Source organism: Microvirga aerophila (assembly GCF_003332305.1).
In the GTDB taxonomy this organism is placed as follows: Bacteria; Pseudomonadota; Alphaproteobacteria; order Rhizobiales; family Beijerinckiaceae; genus Microvirga; species Microvirga aerophila.
The window spans coordinates 1-25,543 of sequence record NZ_QOIO01000057.1 but is presented as its reverse complement, the minus strand read 5'-3'; the positions used below and the strand labels follow the sequence as shown (position 1 = coordinate 25,543).

At 64.2% G+C, this 25,543-nt stretch carries 20 protein-coding genes; 3 read left to right on the top strand and 17 right to left on the bottom strand.

From position 1 onward, the window contains the following. Positions 1–3 precede the first annotated feature (3 nt). Together DRB19_RS23825 and DRB19_RS30200 are read left to right on the top strand one after the other, a co-directional pair. Positions 4–1,017, top strand: coding sequence for an aldose epimerase family protein (locus DRB19_RS23825; RefSeq protein WP_114188512.1), 1,014 nt, complete (start codon positions 4–6; stop codon positions 1,015–1,017). 80 nt (positions 1,018–1,097) lie between these two features. Further along, positions 1,098–1,271 carry a hypothetical protein gene (locus tag DRB19_RS30200; RefSeq protein WP_162815831.1) on the top strand — a complete coding sequence of 58 codons (174 nt, stop codon included), beginning with the start codon at positions 1,098–1,100 and terminating at the stop codon, positions 1,269–1,271. A gap of 4 nt (positions 1,272–1,275) precedes the next feature. On the opposite strand, the gene DRB19_RS23820 is transcribed toward DRB19_RS30200, so the two are convergent. Next, on the bottom strand, positions 1,276–3,351 hold the full coding sequence (locus DRB19_RS23820) for a M3 family metallopeptidase (RefSeq protein ID WP_114188511.1): 2,076 nt from the start codon (positions 3,349–3,351) through the stop codon (positions 1,276–1,278). Positions 3,352–3,487: 136 nt separating this feature from the next. Further along, positions 3,488–4,279 (bottom strand): dienelactone hydrolase family protein, encoded by a 792-nt coding sequence (locus DRB19_RS23815; RefSeq protein WP_245439784.1) that lies wholly within the window; start codon positions 4,277–4,279, stop codon positions 3,488–3,490. A 172-nt stretch (positions 4,280–4,451) separates the two neighbouring features. Between DRB19_RS23815 and DRB19_RS23810 the strand changes: the two genes are divergently transcribed. Further along, on the top strand, positions 4,452–6,485 hold the full coding sequence (locus DRB19_RS23810; protein ID WP_114188509.1) for an AI-2E family transporter: 2,034 nt from the start codon (positions 4,452–4,454) through the stop codon (positions 6,483–6,485). A 12-nt stretch (positions 6,486–6,497) separates the two neighbouring features. On the opposite strand, the gene DRB19_RS23805 is transcribed toward DRB19_RS23810, so the two are convergent. The 15 genes from DRB19_RS23805 to DRB19_RS23735 all read right to left on the bottom strand — a co-directional run bounded on the left by DRB19_RS23805 (position 6,498) and on the right by DRB19_RS23735 (position 25,323). After that, positions 6,498–7,481 (bottom strand): peptide ABC transporter ATP-binding protein, encoded by a 984-nt coding sequence (locus DRB19_RS23805; RefSeq protein ID WP_114188508.1) that lies wholly within the window; start codon positions 7,479–7,481, stop codon positions 6,498–6,500. Further along, positions 7,478–8,497, bottom strand: a complete 1,020-nt coding sequence (locus tag DRB19_RS23800) for an ABC transporter ATP-binding protein (RefSeq protein ID WP_114188507.1) — start codon at positions 8,495–8,497, stop codon at positions 7,478–7,480. Before DRB19_RS23800 ends, DRB19_RS23805 begins: the two co-directional genes overlap by 4 nt. Positions 8,498–8,500: 3 nt before the next feature. Further along, complete coding sequence (locus tag DRB19_RS23795; protein WP_114188506.1) at positions 8,501–9,412, bottom strand: ABC transporter permease subunit; 912 nt, start codon at positions 9,410–9,412, stop codon at positions 8,501–8,503. Then, a complete protein-coding gene (locus DRB19_RS23790) occupies positions 9,409–10,419 on the bottom strand; it encodes an ABC transporter permease subunit (RefSeq protein WP_114188505.1) in 1,011 nt (336 codons plus the stop codon). The genes DRB19_RS23795 and DRB19_RS23790 overlap by 4 nt, the downstream gene beginning before the upstream one ends. Positions 10,420–10,483: 64 nt before the next feature. Beyond that, positions 10,484–12,085, bottom strand: a complete 1,602-nt coding sequence (locus DRB19_RS23785; RefSeq protein WP_114188504.1) for an ABC transporter substrate-binding protein — start codon at positions 12,083–12,085, stop codon at positions 10,484–10,486. 227 nt (positions 12,086–12,312) lie between these two features. After that, positions 12,313–14,232 carry a response regulator gene (locus DRB19_RS23780; protein WP_114188503.1) on the bottom strand — a complete coding sequence of 640 codons (1,920 nt, stop codon included), beginning with the start codon at positions 14,230–14,232 and terminating at the stop codon, positions 12,313–12,315. Then, a complete protein-coding gene (locus tag DRB19_RS23775) occupies positions 14,229–15,953 on the bottom strand; it encodes a response regulator (RefSeq protein ID WP_114188502.1) in 1,725 nt (574 codons plus the stop codon). Before DRB19_RS23775 ends, DRB19_RS23780 begins: the two co-directional genes overlap by 4 nt. Then, the gene (cheB, locus tag DRB19_RS23770) at positions 15,950–17,020 is read right to left on the bottom strand and encodes a chemotaxis-specific protein-glutamate methyltransferase CheB (RefSeq protein ID WP_245439780.1); all 1,071 of its coding nucleotides are present in this window, start codon (positions 17,018–17,020) and stop codon (positions 15,950–15,952) included. The genes DRB19_RS23775 and cheB overlap by 4 nt, the downstream gene beginning before the upstream one ends. Further along, on the bottom strand, positions 17,017–19,257 hold the full coding sequence (locus tag DRB19_RS23765; protein WP_114188501.1) for a hybrid sensor histidine kinase/response regulator: 2,241 nt from the start codon (positions 19,255–19,257) through the stop codon (positions 17,017–17,019). Before DRB19_RS23765 ends, cheB begins: the two co-directional genes overlap by 4 nt. A gap of 28 nt (positions 19,258–19,285) precedes the next feature. Next, positions 19,286–20,965, bottom strand: a complete 1,680-nt coding sequence (locus DRB19_RS23760; RefSeq protein ID WP_210207521.1) for a methyl-accepting chemotaxis protein — start codon at positions 20,963–20,965, stop codon at positions 19,286–19,288. 1 nt (position 20,966) lies between these two features. Beyond that, positions 20,967–21,569: a chemotaxis protein CheW gene (locus DRB19_RS23755; protein WP_114188499.1), complete on the bottom strand. Its 603-nt coding sequence runs from the start codon at positions 21,567–21,569 to the stop codon at positions 20,967–20,969. Between the two features lie 2 nt (positions 21,570–21,571). Beyond that, positions 21,572–23,011, bottom strand: a complete 1,440-nt coding sequence (locus DRB19_RS23750) for a CheR family methyltransferase (protein WP_210207520.1) — start codon at positions 23,009–23,011, stop codon at positions 21,572–21,574. Further along, positions 23,011–23,520 (bottom strand): chemotaxis protein CheW, encoded by a 510-nt coding sequence (locus DRB19_RS23745; RefSeq protein ID WP_114188497.1) that lies wholly within the window; start codon positions 23,518–23,520, stop codon positions 23,011–23,013. The genes DRB19_RS23750 and DRB19_RS23745 overlap by 1 nt, the downstream gene beginning before the upstream one ends. Positions 23,521–23,626: 106 nt before the next feature. Next, positions 23,627–24,751: a hypothetical protein gene (locus tag DRB19_RS23740; RefSeq protein WP_114188496.1), complete on the bottom strand. Its 1,125-nt coding sequence runs from the start codon at positions 24,749–24,751 to the stop codon at positions 23,627–23,629. Positions 24,752–24,837: 86 nt separating this feature from the next. Further along, entirely contained in the window at positions 24,838–25,323 is a 486-nt protein-coding gene (locus DRB19_RS23735) for a hypothetical protein (protein ID WP_147022048.1), read from the bottom strand. Between the last annotated feature and the right edge of the window lie 220 nt (positions 25,324–25,543).

The window sequence follows — 25,543 nt, the reverse complement described above, 5'->3', positions numbered from 1 at the left end:
GCGATGACGATCGAGCGGTTTGGCGTTGTCGACGGGCAGGACGTCCTGGAGATCGCGCTGACGGGTCCCGATGGAACCGAGATGCGCGTGATGACCTGGGGGGCGGTGATTCGCGACCTGGTCGTGCCGTCCGCCCGCGGACCGCAGCGGGTGCTGCTGGGGCTGAATTCGGTCGAGGATTACATTGCCCATTCGCCCTATTTCGGCGCGATCGTCGGGCGCTATGCCAACCGCATCGGCCATGCCCGCTTCACCCTGGACGGCGAGACGTTCGTCCTCGATGCCAATGAGGGTCGCAACCAGCTCCACGGGGGCTCGAACGGGTTCGGGACGCGTCTGTGGAGCGTGATCGACCACAAGCCCGCGAGTGTTACCCTCGCGCTCGTATCCGCCGATGGCGACATGGGATATCCGGGACGCCTGATCGCCACCTGCACCTATTCGCTCCACGAGGGCGCGACCGTAAGGGTGGCCCTCGAAGCAACCTGCGACCGGCCGACGCCGGTCAACCTCACCACCCATTGCTATTTCAATCTCGACGGCAGCTCGGATATCTCGTCCCATCATCTGATGATTGCCGGCGATTTCATCACGCCCACCGCACCGGATCTCATTCCGAGCGGCGAGATCAAGGCGGTGGAAAATACCCCTTACGACTTCAGGAACTTAAGGCCCATCGGCGCGTCGCAGTTCATGAACCCGAGCGTGTCCTACGATACCAACTACGTGCTGCGGGGAGAAGGCGAGCTGGCTCACGCGGTGACGCTGCAATCGCGCAAGAGCGGCGTCTCGATGGAGCTCTGGACCACCGAGCCTGGCATTCAGTTCTATGACGGTCATCTCATCGACATTCGGGTGCCGGGATTGGGAGGAGCCCGTTATGGCCGGCATGCCGGGCTCTGCCTTGAGCCGCAGCGCTTTCCCGACGGCCCCAATAAGGCCCACTTTCCAGCATGTATCTTGGAGCCGGGAGCGGTGTCCCGACAGATCAGTGAGCTGAGATTCGCATCTTTCTGAGGAACCCGCTTCGTCGTGTGCCGTTGTGTTCAAGGCGTTGCGTTTCATCAAAAACACGAATCAAGAAGGAAGCGGTCGCTATGCCGGTGCTCGATGCAAAAGCCCTGAAACTGGACCCGAACGGGTCGGCTTTCCTGCTGAGCGTCCTGCGCCGTATCCCATCCTCTCCCAAGGATGCTCCCAAGTCCGGCACGGCGCGGATCGATCTGATCAAGCGCCGCATCGAACTTCTCGATCGCGTCTCCAACTCCTGAGGCGTCACGCCTCCCCGGCAACCGCCAATCCCCGTTTGACGAGAAGCGCATCCGGCGTGGGCAGCCGCCCGCGGAAGGCCCGATAGGCCTCGGCCGGATCGCGAAGATTGCCCGCCGAGTAGATGAAGCGCTTCAGCTTGTCGGCCATGTCCCGGTTGAAGGCATCCCCCGTCTCCTCGAACGCCGTGAAGGCATCGGCGTCGAGCACTTCCGACCAGAGATAGCTGTAGTACCCGGACGAATATCCGTCGCCGGAAAACACATGCGCGAAATGGGGCGTGCGATGGCGCATGATGATCTCACGCGGCATGCCGATGCGCTCGAGCGATTCCTTCTCGAAGGCTGAAACGTCCAGATCGCCGGAATGCTTGCGGCGGTGAAGATCGATATCCACGAAAGCCGACGCCAAATATTCGACCGTTGAGAAGCCCTGGTTGAAATTCCGCGCCGCCATCAGACGCTCCAGCAGCGCCTCGGGGATCGGCTCGCCTGTCCGGTAATGGGTCGCATAGCGGCGCAGGATCTCGGGCTGCGAGAGCCAATGCTCGTAGAGCTGCGACGGCAGCTCGACAAAATCGGTGGAAACGCTCGTGCCCGCAAGAAGTGGATAGGTCACGTTGGAGAGCAGGCCGTGCAGCGCGTGGCCGAACTCATGGAACAGCGTGCGGGCATCGTCGAAGCTCAGGAGCGACGGCTCGCCGGGTGCGGCTTTGGCGAAGTTCATCACGTTCACGATGATCGGCCGGATGTCGCCGGTGAGCCTTTCCTGCGACCGGAAGGCGCTCATCCAGGCGCCGCTGCGCTTTGACCCGCGAGCGAAATAGTCGCCGATAAAGATGCCGACAGGCGCGCCTTCATCATCCGTCACCTGCCAGGCGCGAATGTCGGGATGGTAGCGCGGAAAATCCTGCAACTCGCGGAAGGTCAGCCCGAACAGGCGATGCGCCGTGTCGAACGCCGCGTCGATGATGCGGTCGAGCTGGAAGTAGGGCTTGATGGTGGCCTCATCGAGATTGTGCCGGGCCATGCGGACCTGATCCGCATAGTAGCGCCAGTCCCACGGCGCGATCTCGATGTTGTCGCCCCGCATTTGCGCCTGCGCCTGCAGGGCGTCCCGCTCCTTCTGCGCCCGGCTGCGGGCCGGCGTCCAAACCTCGTTCAGGAGCGTGAGCACGGCATCGGGCGTCTTCGCCATGGTGTCGGCGAGCTTGAAGTCCGCGAAGGTGTCATAGCCGAGGAGTTCGGCGCGCTCGGCGCGCAGCGCCACCATCTCGGCGATAATGGCCTTGTTGTCGGTGGCGTTGCCGTTATCGCCCCGCGCGGCCCATGCCTTGAAGGCCTGCTCGCGCAGATCGCGCCGGCTGGAGAATTGCAGGAAGGGCTCGATGCTGGAGCGGGACAGGGTGATGATGTGCCGTCCCGTCAGGCCCGCCTCCTCGGCAGCTTGCGCCGCCGCCTCTCGCAGGAACGACGGCAGGCCCGCAAGGTCCTCTTCGGTCTCCAGAATGAGCCTGTAGGATTTCTCATCCGCCAGGACGTTCTGCGAGAATTGCGTGCCGAGACTGGCAAGCCGCTCCGTGACGGCGGCAAGCCTCTTTTTCTCGTCCGGGGCGAGTTGCGCGCCGGCGCGCACGAAGATCGTGCGATAACGCTCAAGCACGCGAGCCTGCTCGGCGGTAAGGCCGAGATTTTCTCGCTCATTGTAGAGGGCATCGACGCGCCGGAACAGCGCCTCGTTCATGAAGATGCTGTTGCGGTGCTTGGCCAGGACGGGGGCCATTTCGCGCTCGACTGCCTGGATGGCGTCGTTGGTGTGCGAGCCTGCGAGATTGAAGAACACGCCGCCGACTCGCTTGAGGGCCGCGCCGCTGCGCTCCAGGGCTTCGACGGTGTTAGCGAATGTGGGCTCCTCAGGCGATTCGGCGATGGCGGCGATTTCAGCCTGCTGCTCGGCGAGGGCCGTGGTGAAGGCGGGGCTGAACTGGTCCGGCGTAATGCTTTCGAAGGGCGGAAGGCCGTGGGGGGCGGTCCAGGGGCGAAGCAGGGGATTGTCTGTCTGGGTCTGGTCGGATGCAGTCATGGACCTCTTCGCCTTATGTGATTCAAGGGCTGATTCTTAAAGCAACCGGCCCGAAAGTGGACCCCGTTTTCGGCGCGATGCTCCCATTGAACCGCGGGGCATCGCTAAGACGGAAGATAGCTCTTCGCCGGCGGCCTCATCCGCCTGCCGGAAGGGGCGATGATCCGGCGCTGGCGGGGCTGGTCGCCAGATGGCGCTTGAGAAAGGCCAGGGCCCTTTGCGTTGCGTCCCTCTGGGCCTCGCCTCGAAAGCCATGGGCCTGCTCCGGATAAACCTTCACCTCATGCGGTACCGCCTGCTGGCGCAGCAGGGCCTCGATCGCATAGGCGTTCGCCACCGGGACGATGGGGTCCATGCCCCCATGCAGGATCAGGGTCGGCGGCAGGCGCGCATCCTGGGCGATGACCCCATGGGGCAGGGGGCCGAAGTAGTTCACCAGAGCCTTGATCCTGCGGTCCGCGCTGGCGACCGCAAGGCCCAGGGCCGCTCCCAGGGAAATTCCCACGATCCCGATTCGGTTCGGGTCCGTCGTCGCGAGACCGGACACCCAGACGAGGGCGTCATTCACGGTCTCCATCCAGGGCTGAAAATTCTGAAACAGCGTGCCGAAGGAGGCCCGTCTCTCGCCTGTCCGGTCGAGATAATGGACGAGGTGGACCTGATAGCCGGCCGCGGCCACATGCCGGGCTGCGTCGAGGTATTGCCCGTGGCCGTGGAGGCCATCGGCGCCATGAAGCATGAGAACCGCCGGACGCCGGGATGGCGGGCCCGCCTGGAACACGTCCACGGTAATATTCCGGCCGCCGCTCTTGAACGTCTGGCGCTGTTCGGTCACCGGCATCGGGCTTAGGCCTCCGTCTTGGGCATGAGTGGCGGGAGACGCAGCAAGGGCCGCGCCGATGAGGAGCGTTCGTCTGGTAACCGACATGTGTTTTCAGGTGCTGGGCGACTTGAGTGAACCCATAAGATGGGAGCGGGTTTCGCTTCTCCCCAGACGGCAAATGGTCCCAGGATTCCCCTTGGGCTGGAACGGCCAAGGATCGATCCGGGCCTCCGAACGTTGTCGTGCTGGCCGCTCAAGGCCGGACAGAGATTCGCCCATGTCTTCCGCCCAAACACCAGCGCCGCCCCCGGAAACGGAAATCCAGCCTCCTGGAGTCCCGGGGATGAACGGCCTGATGACCCTGGCGGTGGGCGTCGTCATCCTGGCAGCCCTTTATATCGGCCAGGATGTGTTCCTGCCGGTGGTGCTCGCGATCCTGCTCGCCTTCGTACTGGCTCCCTTCGTGGACCTCATGAGGCGCTGGCATCTGGGTCGCGTGCCCGCCGTGATCATCGCGGTCCTGTTCACTCTCAGCGTCATCGGGGCGCTGGGCACGGTAATCGGCTTCCAGGTCGTGGGTCTTGCGACCGACCTTCCCCGGTATCAGACCACCATCAAGGAAAAGGTCGGCTCCCTGCGCGAAGGGACGATCGGGCGTCTGCCTTCGCTGGTCAGGGAGTTCAACAGCGCTGTCAAAGAGGCTCCCAAGGAGACGCCGGAGCCTCCTCCTTCCGCAGCAGGCGTTCCGGCGAACCCGGCTCCGCCAGCGCCGGAACCCGGCCCGCTTCCGGTCGAGGTGCACGAGCGCGAGCCGACCCCGCTGGAGATCGCCCGCAGCATCGCGACGCCGCTGCTCCATCCGCTTGCAACAACGGGCATCGTCTTCGTGGTGCTGATCTTCATTCTTCTGCAGCGGGAAGACCTGCGGGACCGGATGATCCGCCTATTCGGCTCCACCGACCTGCATCGCACCACGGCCGCCATGGACGACGCCGCCAGACGCCTCAGCCGGTACTTCCTGACCCAGCTCGCCCTCAACGCGAGCTTCGGGGTTTTCATCGGCATCGGCCTCTGGCTCATCGGCGTACCGAGTCCGGCCCTCTGGGGGGCCTTCACGGCCCTGCTGCGATTCGTGCCCTATATCGGCTCCTTCATCGCCGCCGCTTTTCCGGTCATGCTCGCCGCTGCGGTCGATCCGGGCTGGTCCATGGCGCTCATGACCCTGGCACTCTTCGTCATCACCGAGCCCCTGATGGGGCACGTGGTCGAGCCCCTCGTCTATGGACAGAGCACAGGCCTGTCGCCCTTCGCGGTGGTGATCTCGGCCATTTTCTGGACTTGGCTCTGGGGACCCGTCGGCCTGCTCATTGCAACCCCTCTGACCCTCTGCCTCGTGGTGCTCGGGCGGCACGTGGAAAGGCTGGAGTTTCTCGATGTGCTTCTGGGTGACCGGCCAGCCCTGACGCCGGCCGAGAACCTCTACCAGCGCATGCTGGCGGGTGATCCGGACGAGGCGCTCGAATCCGCCGAGCTCCTGCTCAAGGAGCGGTCGCTGACGTCCTACTATGACGAGGTCGCCCTGCGGGGCCTTCAGCTGGCGGCCAACGATGCGAGCCGCGGCGTGCTGACAGGCCATCAGCTCGAGCAGATCAAGAATGTCGTCCAGGCATTGGTGCACGATCTGGGCGGCCACGACGATGTGGAGCCTGAAACGGACAGTCAGGAGGTCGAGCCGATCGCCTCCCCGAGGAGCGAAAAGCCCGACATCAAGGAGCCGGCGATCGAGTCGAAGCCTCGGGAGGATGCGATCCCGGACGCCTGGGCGGCGCCTGGCGCCATCATGTGCATCGCCGGCCGGGGAGCATTGGACGATGCCGCCGCCGATATGCTGGCTCAGCTCCTGGGCAAGCATGGAATGGGAACCCGCACCGTGCCCCATGCGGATGTCTCGCGCTCGACGATCTTCAGGCTCGACGTCACGGGCGTCCAGATGGTGTGCGTCTGCTATCTTGAGATCGGCGGCACGCCCGCGCACTTGCGCTATCTCCTGAGGCGCCTGCGCAAGCAGGTTCCCAATGCGCCGATCATGGTGGGCCTATGGCCCTCGGACGACAAGATCCTGCAGGACGAGGCGCTGCGCAAAACCCTCGGGGCGGATCACTACGTCGCGTCCCTGCGCGACGGCGTGATCTGCTGCCTGAAGGTTGCGACAGGCGAGGGAATAGCCGCCGAGGCAGCAAAGCCTGCACTCTCGGCGGAGCAAGCCCCTCAAAGCACGGCAGCGGTCAAGCGACTTCCGCTGCCGGCTTGATCCAAGAGGTCGTCAGGCCGCCGTTTCCTTCAGGAAGTTTTCGGCGTAGTGGCAAGCGACGTAACGCCCATCGAGAAGACGGGGCTGCGGACGCTCCACCTTGCAGCGCTCCGTCACATAGGGGCAGCGGGTCGAAAACACGCAGCCCTTGGGCGGATTGAGCGGCGACGGCAGCTCTCCTTTGAGCACGATGCGCTTGCGCTTGACGCCGGTGATTCCCGGCGTCGAAGACAGGAGCGCCTGCGTGTAGGGATGAAGCGGACGCGCGTAGATGCGCTCCTTCGGCCCCTGCTCGACCGCATGACCCAGATACATGACGAGCACGTCGTGAGCGATGTGCCGAACAACGCCGAGATCGTGAGAGATGAACAGGTACGCAAGGCCCATCTCGGCTTGCAGATCCGCCAGGAGGTTGAGCACCTGCGCCTGGATCGACACGTCGAGCGCCGAAACCGGCTCGTCCGCCACCACCAGTTTCGGCGACAGCATCAGCGCGCGCGCGATGGCGATGCGCTGGCGCTGCCCGCCTGAGAACATGTGCGGGTAGCGGTTGTAGTGCTCGGGCCGCAATCCGACCTTCGCCATCATGGCCCGGGCCCGCTCCGTCCGCTCGGCGGACGACAGACTGGTGTTGATGGCCAGCGGCTCCTCCAGGATCGTGCCCACTTTTTTACGCGGGTTGAGCGATCCGTAAGGATTCTGGAACACGAACTGCACCGTGCGGCGCAGGTCCTTGGCCTTGCCGGCCGGTTGATTGACCGCGTCCACACCGTCGAGGGTCAGCGACCCTTCGGTGGGCTTTTCGATCAGGGTGACCATGCGGGCGAGGGTGGACTTGCCGCAACCGGATTCACCCACCACAGCCAGGGTCTTGCCGGGCTCGATCGAGAAGGAGATGCCGCCGACCGCCTGGAGGCGTCCGGGCTCTTTGAACAGGCCCCGTTTGACCTCATAGACGCGCCTGAGGCCTTTGGCTTCAACGATGGGAGCGCTCACGATGCGGCCTCCGCTCCGACAGGATGATCAGCTTGGATTTCGGCGTTCCGGTTCGGGTCGCCGAGCGGGTAATGGCAGCGGATGTGTCCGCCGGCCCAGGGCTTGAGTTCAGGGCGCACATTGCGCGAATGCTCGGTCGCATAGGCGCAGCGCGGGCTGAACAGGCAGCCTTTGGGCCGGTCGTAGAGACCCGGCACCACGCCCGGAATCGTCGCAAGGCGCGTGGCGCCTTCGCTGCGCTCCGGCAGGGCGGCCAGAAGGGCTGCCGTATAGGGATGCTGCGGCGACGCGAAGAGGTCCGTTGCCGAGCGCTCCTCCATGATCTGACCCGCATACATGACCATCACGCGCCGGGCGGTTTCGGCGACGACGCCCATGTTGTGGGTGATCATGACGAGCGCCATGTTGCGCTCTTTCTGCAGGTTCATCAGCAGATCGAGGATTTGTGCCTGGATCGTCACGTCGAGCGCCGTGGTCGGCTCGTCGGCGATCAGCAGCTTCGGGTTGCAGGCGATCGCCATGGCGATCATCACGCGTTGGTTCATGCCGCCCGAGAGCTGGTGTGGGAACGCGGACAAGCGGCTTTCCGCCGACGGAATGCCCACCTGCTCCAGGAGTTCGATGGAGCGGCGGCGAGCCGCCTTGCGGTCCATGCCTTCGTGCAGCCGAAGCGTTTCAGCGAGCTGGAAGCCGATGGTGAACGAGGGATTGAGGCTCGTCGTCGGCTCCTGGAAGATCATCGCGACGTCCTTGCCCGTGAGCCGGCGGCGCTCGGCCTCCGACATGGTCAGGAGATCGCGTCCATTGAAGGTGAGCTTGTCGGCCTTCACGCGACCCGGGAACGGGATGAGGCCCATGACGGCCAGCATCGTGACGCTCTTGCCCGATCCGGATTCGCCCACGACGCCGAGAACCTCGCCCTCGTCGAGCTTGAGGCTCACGCCGTCCACGGCGCGCATGATGCCGCCTTGCGTCGGAAATTCCACCGACAGGTTTTCGATTTCGAGAAGGGCCATGATTCAGCGCTTCAGTTTTGGGTCGAGGGCGTCACGAAGACCATCCCCGAGCAGATTGAAGGCAAGCACCGTGATGAGGATCGCCAACCCTGGGAAGGTCACGACCCACCATGCACGGAGCACGAATTCGCGAGCGTCCGCCAGCATGGTTCCCCATTCGGGGGAGGGCGGCTGCGCGCCGAGCCCGAGAAAGCCGAGGGCTGCCGCGTCGAGGATGGCCGTCGAGATGCCGAGCGAAGCCTGCACGATGAGTGGCGCCGTGCAGTTGGGCAGAACCTCCCGGAACATCAGCCGGGTGGTGCCGGCGCCGCTGACGCGGGCGGCCGTCACGTAATCCTTCGAGGTTTCGGTGATGACCGCCGCGCGGGCAAGGCGCACATAATGCGGCAGGATCACCAGAGCCACGGCCAGCATGGAGTTCATGAGGCCTGGCCCCAGCACCGCCACGATCACGATGGCGAGCAGAAGGCTCGGCAGGGTCAGGATGATGTCCATCAGACGCATGATGAAGATCTCGGTCAGGCCCCGGAAGAAGCCAGCCACGAGACCCAGCACCGTGCCGGCCACGATGGAGATCGCCACCACCACAAGGCCGATGAGCAGCGAGAGCCGCGCGCCGTAGATCAGGCGGGACAGGATGTCCCGGCCGATCGGATCCGTGCCGAGCGGATAGGCGATCGAGCCGCCCTCCTGCCAGAATGGCGGCTTGAGGGCGATGGACGTGTCGGTGACATAAGGCGAGTGCGGTGCGATCACGTCGGCCAGAAGAGCCACCAGCACCACCGCGATGATGATGACGAGACCAGCCACCGCGCCGTGATTGGCGCTGAAATAGCCCCAGAACTCGCGCAAGGGATGGGGAGGGGTTGCCGTCGGTGCGGCGACGGCAGGAGCTTCCATGGTTTCAGCGGTCATCGGTTATGCCTGATGCGCGGATTGATGAGGCCATAGGTCAGATCGACGAGCAGGTTCACGGCCATGACGACGATGCCCAGCAGAAGGGCGCCGCCCTGGAGAACCGGATAATCGCGCCGGAAGATGGCGTCGATGAGCCACTTGCCGACCCCAGGCCAGGAAAAGATGGTTTCGGTCAGGATCGCGCCGGTAAAAAGCACACCTACCTGCAGGCCGATGACCGTGACGACCGGGATGAGGGCGTTACGGAGTGCATGCAGAGCCACGATGCGGAACCGGGACAGGCCCTTGGCCTTGGCGGTGCGGATGTAGTCTTCACCGAGAACCTCCAGCATCGCCGAGCGGGTCATGCGGGCGATGACCGCAAGCGGCACGGTGCCGAGCACGATGGTAGGCAGAATCAGGTGCTTGACCGCCGACCAGAAGGCGCCTTCCTCGTCCGACAGCAGCGTGTCGATCAGCAGGAAGCCGGTGGTGGGTTCGATGTAATAGAGAACATCGATGCGCCCGGAGACGGGGGTCAGGTCGAGCTGGACGGAAAAGATCAGGATGAGGATCAGGCCCCACCAGAAGATCGGCATGGAGTAGCCGGTGAGCGAAACGCCCATGACTCCATGGTCGAAGATCGAATTTCGTCGGATCGCCGCCAGCATGCCGGCCGGGAGGCCGATCAACAGGGCAAACACGATGGCGCAGAGCGCAAGTTCTACGGTGGCCGGAAACAGCGCCGAGAACTCGGTCAGCACCGGCTCCTGCGTGATCATCGACTTGCCAAGATCCCCCTGAAGGACGCGGGACAGGTAGATGCCGTACTGCACGATGACCGGCTGGTCGAAGCCGTATTCCTTGCGCAGCTGCTCATGGCGCGCAGGGTCGATGCCGCGCTCGCCGGCCAGGGTTTCAATGGGATCGCCCGGGACGAGCCGGATGAGGAAAAAGGCCAGCAATGTGATCCCGAGAAAGGTCGGAATGATCAGGCTGACGCGGGTGAGGATGAAGCGGAGCATCGTCTCAATGTAAAAAGGCGGAGCGGCCTTTAGCGCCGCTCCGCCATAGGTTGAGTGTTAAGGCTTACTTGTCCTTGAGGTCCACGCCGTAGAAGGTGTGGCGACCGAAGGGCGAGAGCTTGAAGTCGACGACTTCCTTACGGACCGGCTTCAGCTGCACCGCATGAGCCACGGTGAACCAAGGAGCCTGCTCCTTGAAGATCACCTGAGCCTGCTGGTAGAGCTTCGTGCGCTCGGCCTGGTCGGTGACGACCTTCGCCTTGGTCACGAGATCGTCGAAGGGCTTGTGGCACCACTTGGCGATGTTCGAGCCCGAGGCGGACTGAGCCGAGGCGCAGCCGAGTAGGGTGTGCAGGAAGTTATCCGGATCGCCGTTGTCGCCCGTCCAGCCGAGCTGAGCCATCTGGTGTTCGCCGGCCTGAGCCCGCTTGCGATACTCGCCCCACTCGAAGCTCTTGATCTCAGCCTTCACGCCGATCTTGGCGAGATCGGCCTGCATGAGCTCGGCGATGCGGCGTGCATTCGGGTTGTAGGGACGCTGAACCGGCATGGCCCAGAGGTCCGTCTCGAGGCCGTTCGGGTAGCCGGCTTCAGCCAGGAGCTTCTTGGCGGCTTCCGGGTTGTACTCGTCTTCCTTGACGGAGTCGTTGTACGACCACATGGACGGCGGGATCGGGCTCTTGGCCGGAACGCCCGAGCTCAGGAACACGGCGTCGACGATAGCCTTCTTGTTCATGGCCATGTTGAAGGCCTTGCGGACGCGCACGTCGTCGAAGGGCTTCTTCGTGGTCTGGTAGGCCAGGTAGCCGATGTTCAGGCCAGCCTGATCCATGAGCGTGACGTTCGGGTCCTTCTTGATGGCCTCGATGTCAGCCGGGTTCGGGTACGGCATCACGTGGCACTCGCCCTTCTGGAGCTTGGCCCAGCGAACGGAGGCGTCCGGTGTGATCGCGAACACCAGATCGTCGATCTTTGCCTTGCCGCCCCAGTATTCCGGGAAGGCCTTGAAGCGGACGATGGCGTCCTTCTGGTAGTTCACAAGGAAGAACGGGCCCGAGCCGATCGGGTCTTGGTCGACCTTCTCAGGCGTGCCGGCCTTCAGCATGGCGTCGGCATATTCCTTCGACTGGACGCCAGCCCACTGCATGGCGAGGTTCGACAGGAAGGGAGCCTCAGGCTGGTTGAGGGTGATCTTGACCGTATAGTCGTCAACCTTCTCGACCGACTTCAGCAGCTTGGGCATGCCCATGTCGTTGAAGTAGGAGTGGTTGGGGCTCGTCACCTTGAAGTAAGGATTCTCTTCCTTCCACTGACGCTCGAACATGAACACGATGTCGTCGGCGTTCAGGTTGCGGGTCGGCTTGAAGCCTTTGTTGGAATGGAACTTCGCATTCTTGCGGATGTGAAAGGTGTAAACCGTGCCGTCAGCGGAAACGTCCCACTTCTCGGCCAGGCCGGGAACGACCTTGGTGCCGCCGCGCTCGAAATCCACGATGTTGTCGTAGATGTGCTCGTTCACGTCGAACGAGGTGCCGGTGGTGTTGATGCCGGGATAGAAGTTTTCCGGGCTGCCTTCCGAGCAGTAGACGAGAGTCTTGGCAGCCAGCGGGGCTGCGGCCAGGAAAGCCGGAACGCAGATAGCTGCGAAAAGGGCTGATTTCTTCATTACATGGTCCTCTGAGACGGCCTACTCATGGCCGTTCTGCGACGAAGTTAAGGTGCGAAGCCTCGATAAAGTCAATCTGTCCTCGCGGCGATCCAGAATTTTCGGAAAAAATATACCATTTCATGCTTACCGGCGCAGGTGCGCCAAGCCGCCAAAACCTCAATTTTCCGCGATTATGGCGACGTCCGGCGAAGTGCCCTATGGGAAGGTCGCAATCGCCCTTCGGATCACGACGAAGAAATCTCCGCTGGCCCGCGGGGTCGGGCCGCCTCCATGACCTTGACGCCCAGTTCGACCCGGCTGAAGGGTTTCTGGAGAACAGGGTAATTGTCCGGCATCCGTTCCGGATCGGCGTAGCCGGTGACCAGCAGGATGCCGAGGTCCGGCTGCTGCTTCCGGGCCTTGTTGGCGAGATCGAGGCCCGTCATTCCCGGCATGGCGAAATCGGCAATCAGCAGGTCGAGGCCGGAATCCGCCCGCAGGATGTCAAGGGCGGATGGTCCGTCGGCCGCCTCCACCACCCGATGGCCCATGTCGTTCAGATAAGCCGCCGTAACGGCGCGGACTTCCGCATCGTCATCAACGAGGAGGATTCGCGCCTTGACGGTCGAATCGACCAGCGATGCCTCTTCGTGAGCGGAATCGGATCGATCGGTGGCGGACTTGGACATGTACAGCTCGACCGTCGTTCCGACACCCACCGTGCTGTTGATGACCACGGTGCCGCCCGATTGCTGGGCAAGGCCGTAGACCATGGACAGGCCGAGCCCCGTTCCCTTGCCGACCTCCTTCGTGGTGAAGAACGGCTCGAGGACCCGGCTCAGGATTTCCGGCGGCATGCCCTCTCCGGTATCCGCCACGGACACCACGACGTAATCGCCCTCCGGTAGATCGGTGACCTCGCCTTCGCCGACGGTCCTGTTGCGCGTCGATAGGGTCAGGACGCCATTCTCCGTCATGGCGTCGCGGGCGTTGATGCACAGGTTCAGGATCGCGAGTTCGAGCTGATCCGGATCGACCATGGCGGCCCACAGATGCTCCGCCAGCTGCCTCTCGATGCGGATGAAGCCCCCGAGGCTGCGCATCAGGAGGTCGTTCATGTCGGTAATGACCTGATTGACGTCCACGGCCTGCAGCCTGAGATCCCGCTGCCGGCTGAAGCTCAGAAGCCTCTGGGTTAGGGACGCCCCTCGTTCCGCCGCATAGGTCGCATTCTGCAGAAGCCGCGTCAGACGCGGATCGTCGGGAGCCCTGCGTTTTGCGAGATCCAGGCTGCCCAGCACGGCCATCAGAAGGTTGTTGAAGTCGTGTGCGACGCCACCCGCGAGGGTTCCCAGCGCCTGCATCTTGTCAGCCTGCCGCAGGCGCATTTCCATCAGCTTGCGCTCGGTGATGTCGCGCTCGATCGTGGCAAGGTTCGTAACCGCCCCATCCTGGTTCAGAATCGGAATCTGGTTGATCAGGAACCATTGCGTCGCGCTATCGGGCGACGACCGTTCCTCGATGCGTTCGCTGGGCTTGCCGGCCGCGATGGTTTGCCGCTCCGTTTCGTCGATCAACTTGGCCTGCTCGGGCGCGACGAGTTCGCGCTCCTTGCGGCCTAGGCATGCGTCGGACGTGAGGTTGAGGCTCCTGGCCTTGCTGGCGTTCAACCGGACAAAGCGGCCCTCGAGGTCCTTGAAGGAGATCTGGTCGCTGGTGCTCTCCATCAGGCCGCGCAGGAGTGCACGTTCCGTATCGAGTTCCCGGGCCAGCATGCGGCGCTGGTAGGCCGCCGCCACCATGCTGGACAGCGCCGCAGGCTCCCAGGGCTTGGGCGCATAGGCCATGATGCGGCCCTTGTTCACCGCTCCGATGACGGCCTTCAGATCCGCATAGCCGGTAAGCAGGATGGCCTCGGCGTTGCTGTGATGCCGGGCCTGGGCCAGGAACTCATCCCCTTGCATCTCGGGCATGCGCTGGTCGGAGATGATGATCGCGATGTCAGGTTCATTCTCGAGGATGTCGAGCGCCTTCAGGGGCGATGTGGTCGACAGGACGCGGTAGTCGTTCTCGAACAGGTCTTCGAGCGCGACGAGAATATCCGGCTCGTCGTCGACGACCAAAATCGTTCCATTGCGTGATTGAGCGTCGCTCGACCAAGTCATTCAGTATTCTGCCTTGGGATCGTGATGGTGAAGCAAGTCCCTCCGGCGGGGCCGGCATCGACCGTTATGGTTCCTTTGTGAGCCTGCACAACGCTATAGGCGATTGCCAAGCCAAGTCCAGTTCCGGCCCCGACCGGCTTGGTGGTGAAGAACGGCTCGAAGATGCGCTCGCGCAGGTCCGGCGGGATCCCTGGGCCGGTATCGCTGATCCTGATTGTATAGGTTTCGTCGGTGCTGTGGGTTTCAATGTCGATGACGCCGGTTTCGCCGATGGCGTCGGCAGCGTTTCCGACGATGTTCATCACCACCTGATTGAGCAGGGCCGGCGAGCAGTAGAGATCCGGAACCGCCTCGTAGCGGCGGCGGACGTCGATGCGGGGCCCGAGCTTGTGGCCCAGCAGCGACAGAACCGTCTCGATGGATTCCTGAACATTAACCGTCTGAAAGTCGCCTTCATCGAGGCGTGAGAAGCGCCGGAGGTTGAGCACGAGCTCCTGGATCCGGCTCAGGCCCAGCTTCATGGCTCCCACTCGCTCGAGGGATTTCGAGACCGGGCGCTCCAGGTCAGGTTCTGGGGGAAGTTTCGCCGCGACCTCGGTGAGCAGCCGCTCGACGGTGCCCTGATGCGCGAGAATGAACGCCAGGGGATTGTTGATCTCGTGGGCAATGCCGGCCACCAGTTCACCCAGGGAAGCCATCTTGGCGGCCTGGACGAGCTTGGACTGGGTTTCCTTGAGCCGAAAATTCGCCTCCGCGAGTTCCCGGTTGGCCGTCGCAAGCGCTTCGGCGGAAGCCGCCTCGGCCCGGGCGCGCTCGAAGGCGAGTTCGCGCTCCTGGAGTTCCGCCTCGATGCGCCAGTTCTCATCCTGGAGAAGCTTGCGCCGAATGAGGGAGCGGATGCGAATTCTCATGGCGTCCGCGTCGGCGGACCACGGGATGATGTCGTCCGCGCCCGCCTCGAAGGTTCGCGCGAGGGTGTCTCCACCATCTTCGTTGCCGAGGCCCACGATGGAGAAGTTCGCAACCTCCATGCCGGGCAGGGGAGCTAGGCCCCGATAGGCGTTCAGTTGACGACAGAGATCGGTCCCGTCGAATCCGGGGCTGAGGAGGTTGACGAGCACGCAATCCCAGGCCGTGTCGTGCGAACCGATCAGCCGGAGAGCCTCGGCCGGATCGGCCGCGGACGTCACCGCGTAGCCTTCGTGGGAGAGCAACTGCTGGAGATGGGCGCGCTGGCCGGGACTGTCGTCGACCACCAGGATGCAGGCTCGGCGGAATGCGCTGAAACTCGGCGCCTCGCGGCCATCCTTGGGCTCGGCCGCCGGGGAGTGGCGCCGGCGGAGAAGGGCCTTGATCCTCAGGATGATCAAGGCCTGTTCGGCGGATTTGGCGATGTAGGCGTCGGCCCCACTCTCCAGGCCCTGCCGTTCGACAGCGCTTTCCCGGGCCTCCGTCAGCATGATGACCGGGATGGCGCGGGTTCGCACATTGAGCCGCATCTGGCGCGTCAGTTCGTCCCCGTTCATGCCGGGAAGGTGAAAATCCGCGATGACGAGATCGGGCAGCCCCCCGTTCAGGCTGTCGAGGGCTGCTTCCGCCGTCGAGGCCCAAGAAACGTTGAAGCCGTTCCCCTCCAGCACGAGACGAAGCTGGAGCGCCTGCGTGGGAGAATCCTCCACTAGGAGAATGTTGGCCGGCTGCGTGCCTGCGCCAGCGCTCATTCACCTTCCCCCTGAGCGATGCGCAGGAGGCGGGGGGCGATTAGGTCGAGGGGCAGGCTTGCGCGCACACCTCCCATGCGGGTTGCCGCTGCGGGCATCCCGTAGACAACGGCGGTGCTCTCGTCTTCGGCCACGGTATAGCCGCCCGCTTGCCGCAATTCCACGAGGCCCTCGGCCCCGTCCTCTCCCATGCCGGTCAGGATCACTCCCAAACCCCTCGGTCCGGCCGCCTTGGCCATGGAGCGGAAGAGCAGGGTCGCGGAGGGCCGTTGGCTGGCAAGGGCCGGGGCCGAGCTGATCTGCAGCGTTCCCACCGGCGACAGGAGCAGGTGACGATCGCCCGGCGCCACGTAGACGTTTCCGGCGACCGGAATTTCCTGATCGCGCGCAATTCGGACTTCAAGCGCCATCAGGCCGTTCAGCCATGAGGCGAAACCCTCCATGAAGGGTGCGCCCATATGCTGAACGAGCAGGATCGGAATGGGGAAGCCTGCCGGAAGGGCACCGAGGATCTTGGCCAGGGCGGGAGGGCCTCCGGTGGACGCCGCGATGCCCATGATGCTGGGGCGGATGATCCTCCAGTCCGAATCCGGCTTCGACGGCGTGTCGGACGTGCGCCACTTGAACGAGCGCTGCCGCACGACCGGCACCTGGCTCATGATGTAGAGTTGCGTGCAGATCGTCTCGGCGATCGCATCGAAGCCGGCGCTGGTCAACCCGACCGGCTTCTCGACCACGGTCAGGGCCCCGGCCCGCAGGGCGTTCATGGAGATTTTGAGGGACGTGTCCTCGATGCTGCCCGCGATGACGACGATCGGCGTCGGATGCTCCGACATGATCCGGCGCGTGGCCTCGAGCCCGTCCATCCCGGGAAGACGGATATCCATGGAGATCACGTCCGGCTGGACGCGTCCTATCTCCTGGATAGCCTCCTCGGCGGATCCCACGGCGGCCGCCACGACCAGGCGCGGGTCGCGGGAGATGATGTGCAGGAGAAGCTGGCGGACGACGAGGGAATCCTCGACCACCATGACGCGAACCTGCGACGGAGGGGGCTTTGCGATCATAACAACTGCCCGATCGTCGCCAGAAGTTCGCGCTGGTCGAACTTCTGCTTCGTCAGATAGGCCCCGGCCCCAAGGTCAAGCCCTCGGCGAACGTCTTCCGGATCGGCCCGCGATGTCATGAGAATGACGGGAATTGATGCGATCCGCGGATCGGCCTTGACCGCCTGCAACAGGCTGAACCCGTCCATGCGCGGCATTTCCACGTCGGCAAGCACGAGGTCGACGAGCGTTTCGCCGGAGCGCAGGACATTGAGCGCATCCACGCCATCGACGCTCAGAAGCACCTGGTAGCCCTGCGCTTCCAGAATGCTCTTTTCGAGAGTGCGGGTGGTGATCGAATCATCCACCACGAGAATGGTCGTGACGTGCCGCTCCTGATCCGGCCCCAGGCCGAGGCCGCCGGCTGCGAGGCGGCTCTCGTTCTTGATCCAGTGCTCGATCACGAGTTCCGGGCTCAGCACGAGCGCGGGCATCTCGTTCTCGAGCAGAGCCGTCCCGGACACCATCTCGCTCAAGCCAATGGCCTGGACGTCACTGACCAGCATGGTGCGGACATCATGGAAGGTGTTGACCGCGAGCGCGCAGTACCGGCCCCCGTGCCGGAGCAGAACGGCTTTGATGTTTCCAGACTCGATGGGAACGTGCGCATTCGGGGATCCTGTGAGCGCCGCAAGGGCGATGACAGGAACAACAACGTCTTCCCCCCTCAGGTCGATCCGTAACGTCGGGCGGCCTTCCACAGTTTCGAGCGTGGAGGCGCGAACCTGCAGGAGCCGCTCGATGGCGTAGGACGGCAAGCCGAACATGCGATCTTCCGCCTCGACCAGCAGAAGCGGTTGCCGGGCGGCCGTGAAAGGCACGTTCAGAAGAACCTCCGCTCCCCAAGGATAGCGGGGCCGCAGAAGGGCTGAGCCGTGAAGCTTGCGCGTCGCTTCCGCCACGACGGAAAGGCCCATGCCGCGGCCCGACAGGCGATCGACTTCGCCGGCGGTGGAGAAGCCTGGAGCAAAAACGAGCGACAAGAGCTGATCCAGGGCCGGCGGCGGTTCGCCACCGGCCCTGGGCGCTAAAAGGCCGCGCTCTATGGCGACCTGCTCGATCCGCGCGAGGTCCGGCCCCCGCCCATCGTCGCGGATGCTGACCGCGAGACGGCCGCCGCGGGATGCCAGCTCCAGGACGATCTCTGCATGTTCGGGCTTGCCCTTGGCGCGCCGTTCATGCGGAGGCTCCACCCCGTGGCTCACCGCGTTGCGCAGGAGGTGCATGACCGGATCCTTGAGCGCTTGAAGCACCTGGCGGTCGACCTGAATCTCAAGGCCGGTGGCGCGCACGTGCACGTCCCGGCCTTGCGCCCGCGCAATCTCCCGCACCATATGGCCGAAGCCGCCGAAGACGGTTTCAGCCGGGATGAGGGAGACGCGGTCGATGTCGTCGCGAACCTGTCGCGCAGCCTGATCGATGGCCCATATGGATTGCTTACGGTCGCGGGACAGCGCGGAAAGCTTGCGGAACAGAGTTTTCAGATCCTGGTCGAAGTCGCGCAGGCGAGGGATGGAGTGACCGGACGCCGGATGCTCGACGTTGGACTTTCGGGCGGCGGAAACGATCGACGCAACCTGCACCTGCAGGGCATCCCAGTTTCGCCTGAGATTCCTGATGTCGAGTTCGATCTGCCGCAGCTTCTCGTCGGCGGCCTCATCCTGCTGGAGTTCCGCCATCAATTGATGCATCGAATTCGAGAGCTGCTCCATCTGGTCTGCCGAGACCCTCAGATAAGCGCCCGTCCCGGTCTCGGTCGAGCCAGGGGTGTCGGTTCTCGGAGCAGGCTGAGTCTGAGCATCGGCCTGTCTCTGCGCCTGAGGCTTTCGGTCCTCAGGTGTTTGCTCCGCGGTACGGGGAGGTGCTGAGGGGGTTGGAGCAAGGGGCGCGAGGGCCCCTGCGACGAGGTCTTCTATCGAGTCGAGGTTCAGGCGCACCGCCGCAATGGTCGGCCCGTCGAGGGACCGCCGTCCTTCGAGGATCTGCGCAAACAGCGCTTCCAGCTCGTGCGCGACCTCCTCCACTGGAGGCATGTCCACGGCCCGGGCAGCGCCCTTCAGGCTGTGTGCGCGACGAAAGATGTCCGTGAGGTCGACGTCGCTCGGGCCCGGGCTATCGAGGGCGGTCCGGATCGCATGAAGATGCTCCCGGTGTTCGGCCTCGAAGGCAGCCAGCAATTGCCTGCGGATGTCCGTCACGGTGTGCGGGTCTCCGATCCTGCCCGGATCACAACCGGTAGCGCTCGGCGAGGCCGAGAAGCTGTTGGGACAGGTCCGACAGGTTCGCTGCCGCCGTGTCGAGCTGGCGGGTGCCCGCCGCCGTCTGCTGGCTGGCTTGGCGAATGTTCTGAAGAGCGCCCATGACCTGCTCGATACCGAGCTGCTGCTGGTTGGTCGAGGCAACGATCTGCTGGAAGGTCTGCACACTTTCCTGAATGCTGCTGGAAATCTCCGTGATCGTCTGCTGGGTGGTGTCGGTGCGCTCCTTGCCGGCCGTGACCCGCTTCACCGCTTCTTCGGTGAGCATGACCGAGGTGTTGATGCCGCGCTGGATGTCGCCGAGGATCGAGCGCACCTGCCCGGTGGCGTCCTTGGCCTGATCGGCCAGCACCTTCATCTCGGACGCCACCACGGCGAAACTGCGCCCGTGCTCGCCTGCGGCCGCTGCCTCGATGGCTGCGTTCAGCGCCAGAAGATGTGTGCGCTCCGAGATGTCGTTCACGCTGGTGATGATCTCGCCGACGGCCTGGGTCTTTTCGCTGAGCGCGACGATGTTCTCGGCCACCATCTCGGCCTGCTCGCGGATGGAATCCATCGCCCGCGCGGTCTCGTCGACCGCCTGAAGGCCGGACATGCTGGTCTGAGCCGTTGCCTGCGCCGAGGCGATGACCTCCTGCGCGCGCTTTCCGATCTGGGCGCCCGCATGGGTGATTTCGTCCACGGTGGCGGCCGTTTCCTGCACGGCCGCAAGCTGCTCCTCGACGCTGGCGGCTTGCTCCTGGGTGGAGGCGCGGATTTCCGCTGCGGCGGCGTTCAGGTTCTCCGTGGTTTCACGGCTTTGCCGGGCGAGCTGGCGCAGCCCTTCGACCATGCCGTTCAGCGTTCCGCCGAGCCGTCCGATCTCGTCATTGCCCACGGTGGCCATTTGACCGCCCAGCTCACCACGGCCGACGCGCTCTACGAACTCCATGAAGGAGTCGAGAGGCTTCGCGATGGAAGAACGCAGCGCATAGGTGATGAACAGGCTCAGGAGCGCAGCTCCCGCAAGGGCGATGATGATGGAGGTGCGGCTCTGTTCGTAGACTTGCCCGACGCGAGTTTCTCCGATCGCGATGGCTTCGCCTTGGATCTTGCGGATCTCCTCGAGCAGGGAGTTCCACGCATTGCGACTGGTGTTCAAGGCTCCCACCGTGGCGATAACCGCCGGAAGGTCGTTGTTCTGAAGCGCCGTGAACTGCCGCTCGGACGAGACCCTGATTTGGCGGAGCTCCCCGCTGGCGCTGTTGAGCAGCTCCGCGGTGCGACGCCAGGCATCGGCTCTCTCGGCCGTGACGGATTGGGCCCGGAACCCGTTTGCGCTCGCGACCGCTTGCGCCACAGCGGCTTCCGTCGTGGCGGCGCGGCGGCTCCATTCGCTGATCAGATCCTCGAAAGATCCCTGCTGCTGCTGCCCGACGGACCTCAGGAGAAAGCGCGACAGGGCCTCCTCCCGAACGGCTCGCATCTGGTTCTGCTGTTCGGCGATCGTCTGGACCTGGCCCATCATGGAAAGATCGCGGGAGACGATCGTCCCCGTCGTCCGGCGAACCTCGCCGAGCTGGTTCAGGGCATACATGCCGAGCCCGGTCATCAGCGTGACGATGACGGCGAAGCCGAGAAGAATGCGATTCGCGATCGAGATCGTCACGTTAAACTCCAGACACGGGGGAATTGGGCAGGAAAGGACGAAGGAGACGGTCGACGTCGAGGAGAGATAGGACTCTCTCCTGATCGGCAAGGCCGGCCTTGGCTTCCGCATAGCCAGTAACGGCATCCGACCGGAAGCTGCCCGCCTCGCTCGTTGCAAGCGGCGCAACGGTTGAGACCCCGTGGGCCCGGTCGACGAGCAGCGCCACCTGCGGCTGCTCTCTGCGCAACAGCACAAGATGCCTGCTTTCGCCGTCTGATGGCGTCCCGGTGCTGCCGAGGGCCGCTCCCAGGTCGATCACGCTGACGAGGCGTCCGTTGCGGCCGAACACGCCCGCCAGAGCCGGCGGGCCGTCCGGAATGGGCATGCAGGCTTGGAACGGCAGCACTTCGGAGACAGCCTGGACGGGGATGCCGTAGCGCTCCTGGCCGGCTCCGCAGATCAGCACCTGGGTCTCGTCGGGAGCGGGGGCCGCAAGGCTGGTGCGGCGCGAGGCGAGATGTTCGGTTCTCTCGTCGAGGATCACGCGAGCGAGCTCCTCCGCCGACAGGACTTTGCGTCGATTGATTTCCCTGAGCTTCTGCCGCCGCAGCGATTTCGCCATGATCAGCCCTTTCGTTCCGATCGCGCCGCCGCATCGAGATGCAGGCGGATCAGATTGCGCAGATCCTTGGCCGTTGCCCCGTCTGCTTCCGCGAGAACCTCATCCTCGGGCATCGATCCCGCAATGCGCGCGGCATTGGCCAGGGCCCGCCCGGCGCCCGGTTGCCCGTCCGCCAGGAGCTGAAGTCCGAGGTGGTAATGAGCCATGGCAAAGCTCTTATCGAGATAAATGCTGCGACGGAAGGCCTGCTGAGCTTCCGCAGGCCGCTTGAGGGCCTGAGAAATCAATCCTTGGTAAAAATGCACGACCGGATTCAACGGCTGGTCCAGGAGCGCTTGCAGGCACAGGGAATGGGCTGCCTGAAAATCCCCCGCATCGGCTTTCCGCCTGATTTCGGCCAGCAGGGTATCGGGCGAGTGGCTGGGAAGAGCGGCCGGACGGGCCTTTGCCGGCGGCGGACGGGGCGCAGGCTCCTTCCTGGCGGGCTTTTTCGTCCCGAGCGCGGCCGGTACGGACGGGGTCCAGGCCAGCTCCGGCGAAGGCTGGCTTCCGATTGCCGGGACGAAAGCCTCGGCGCTGCCGGAGCGGCGGCGATATGCGACCGTACCCGGCAGGCTTAGGGCCTGCATCATGGACCCGAAGGTGGGATTGGGCTCGGCATGCCCAAGGAGCATCCAGCCATCCTCCAAGAGGCAATTGCGCAGAGCGCCGACGATGCGGGTGACGGTGTCGGGATGGAAATAGATCAGGACGTTGCGGCAGAGGATGAGGTCGAATTCGGTGAACTGGAGCGGGGAGGTGCCGTCCAGGAGGCTCAGCAGGTTGTGCCTTTCGAACCGGACGAGAGACCGGAACTCGGGACGAAGCTGCCATTGCTCCTGGTCCGCCGGGGTGAAATAGCCGGCTTTTTCCTCGGGCGAGACCGACCGGAGCGCCCATTTGCCGAACCGTGCCCGCCGCGCGGTGGCGAGGAATCCCTCGTTGATGTCGGTGCCTATGATGCTGACGCGCCAGTCCGCCACTTTCTCTCCGAGGAGCTGACGGATCAGGATGGCCAGCGAATAAGGCTCCGCGCCGGTCGCGCAGCCGGCGCTCCAGACGCGAAGCCGCCGCTCGGCGCTCTTGCGCTCTATGATCTCGGGAAGGATAGTCCCGCGCAGGGCCGTGAACTGCTCCGCATAGCGGAAGAAGAACGTCTCGCCGATGGTGATCTCGGCTTCCAGGCGCGCCCATTCGGCCTCGCCGGAAGCAGGATCGTTCAAGAGAGCGAGATATTGCGCGCTGTCGCGCAGGCCTGTCGCATTGAGGCGCTTGCGGACACGCTCCCAGAGCAGGTCGTTCTTGTCCTGGTAGTAGAAATGCCCCGTCCGCTCGATGACGCGGCCTTTCAACTTGGAAAAGCCCGCATCGGGAACGAGTTCAGGAGCCTTTCGGGCGGCCATCAAGCCGGAAGTGCCCATTCGCCCAGACGGGATTGCGCATGGCGGCCAAGTTCGCTCAGAGCCTGCTGTTCCTCGGCAAGGAGGACCCGCTCGATGGACAGGAGATGAACGAGCCCGCTTGCGTGGGTGATCTCTGCTTCCACGCAGCCATTGAGGGTATTTTCCGGCGCGACCGCGGACAGGGTGGATTCCTCCACCTGAAGCACGTCGAGCACCCGGTCCACCAGAAGGGCCGCGCGGCCTGACGGCGTCAGGCTGTCGACGAGGATCAGATGTCGGTATAGATCCGTTTCGGCGTCGGCCGTCTTGTTGAGCTCAAGGCCGAACAGGATGTCGAGCCGGATGACCGGAACGGCCGTGCCGCTCAAATTGAAGAAGCCCGCGACGGGACGGGGTGTTCCGGGCGGACGCCATAGGCGCGGCAGCGGCAGGAGTTCCCTGGCGGCGCTTCTGCGCAGCGCGCATGCGATTCCACCCACATCGAAGAGAATGATTTGCAGGCCCGCCATCGCTCACGTCGTCTCAAATCAAAGGAAGAGGCCCGAGAGCGGCCCGCAGCGCTCTATATTGGGCGGCGTGGAGCAACCTGCAACATGCGGCCGAGTTTCGGTCTGGTTACCGGGCCGGCCGGGTAATTTCGGCGACGGCGTTGAGACCCACATTGGCCTCCTCGGAGAAGCCGGTTCGCTGAACCGCACGGAAAATCTGTTCGGCGTCCTGGTAACGGCCGAGCTTCAGATACGACCAGCCTTTGATCAGCATCAGGTCGTTCTGTTCCGGAACGATCCGACTGCGTTCGCCGAGCATCAGGATCGTTTCGGTGTAACGCCCGTCCCGGTAGGCCGCGACTGCGCGCTGCGCCAGGATCGTGGCCTGAAGCTCGACCCGGCGCGTGCTCGTCTGAGGCGCCTGGGCGGCCGCGATGGCCGCCTCCGAGGTCAGGTCCTTGCGCAGATAAGCAAGGGTCTTGCCGTAGCCCGCCTCCTCCCGCGTCGTGGCGCTGCCCGTCTCGATGGCATGGTCGAAGGCCGCGACGGCTTCGAGGGGACGGTTGAGTTCCATCAGGCCCCAGCCGAGCGTCAGGGCGGCGCCGGAAGACAAGTTACGCGGATTGCGCGTGATCGTGCAGTTGCGACTGCTCCGACCCCCGGGTTGGGCAGCCCGCCGTGGCGCCTGCTCATAAACGACCCGGGTTTCAACCGTCTGACGGGGAGCAGCGGCTTGTCTGACTGGCGTGATGTCCTCTGTGAGAGGTGGAGCAGCCTGTTGCGCAATGGCAGCCGGCAGGGGCACCGGCGCTTGCGCTCCCGGCACACGGCGGCGATTGCCGCCCGCAGCCAGCTCCGCGATGCGCTCCGAGCGGCCGCGCCACTGCGCCACGACGGCGTTGAAGCCGACGCGGTCGTTCAGACGCTGGGTCGAGAGCGCCAACCCATAGGCGGAGGCTTCGTCGTCCGCTTTCCAGCTCAGGGCGGTCCTGAACCATTGCCGCGCCGTCGAGATCTGTCCGGTATTGTAGGAGTACCAGCCCACAGCCTGAGCGCCGTTTGCGAAGCGCTGCGCGGCAATGGTCTGGACGGTGCGCGTCAGGACGGCCGGTTCCAGCCGGAGCGGCGGATCCTGGCTCAACAGGGCCGTTGCGATATCCAGGTAGATCCTCATGTTTTCGGCGGCCTTGTCGCGCCATTCATACGCGAAGGCTTCCGCTTCCACGAAACGATTGAGGGCCCTCTGGGTCAAGGCATAACCTTCGGCGGCTTTCGCCCCGCCATCGCGGTCGAGCGCTGTCTTGAACCAGTCGAGGGCCTTTTGAGGATTGCCATGGCTTAGTTGTACCAGCCGAGCAGAAGCGCGTTCCCGGCCTCCGTCCTGTTTTCGGCTAGGCGTTCCACGACCGCGAGGTCGTCCGCCGAGACGGTCTGCTTCGGGTCGGTGGAGGCGCGCTGGACCCGACGCCTGGCCACCTCGTCGCGGATGCTGCTGAAGTCGTCCGGCTTGTCCCCGGTCTTCCGCTCGAACCGCAGCAGGTCTGCAACCTGCTGTTCGGGGAGAAGCTCCAGGGCCTTCTGCAGAGTGCCCAGCCGTTCGGCCGGATCGGCGCAATTGGTCAGCAGGTAGACATAAGCATCCCGCGTGCGGTTGATCTGGTCGGTTTTCGCGTAGGCTTCGGCAACCCGCCAGAGAACGTCCACATTGGCGCAGGTCAGAAGGTTTGGCGCTTCCGTCGCCACGCTCAGCACCGTTCGCCATTGTCCGCTGTTGGATGCGTTGATCAGGCGTCGCCGCGCCTCCGTCACTTCCAGGGCCGTCACCAATTCCTGCGGCGGCTTCCATTGCGGATTGGACGCCTGTCGTTCGGCGATGGCGGCGCGGATTTCCGCGATCTTATCTTCCGTATAATTCTTATCTTCCGTATAATACTAAGTCCCTGAAGGGCTGACTCGTTCGTGATTTTCTGCGTCGGGGTGGGTGTGATTCAACTTGGCGAGCCATGGAGGTTCGCCATGCCGATCCCACTCCGTTCTGACTTCG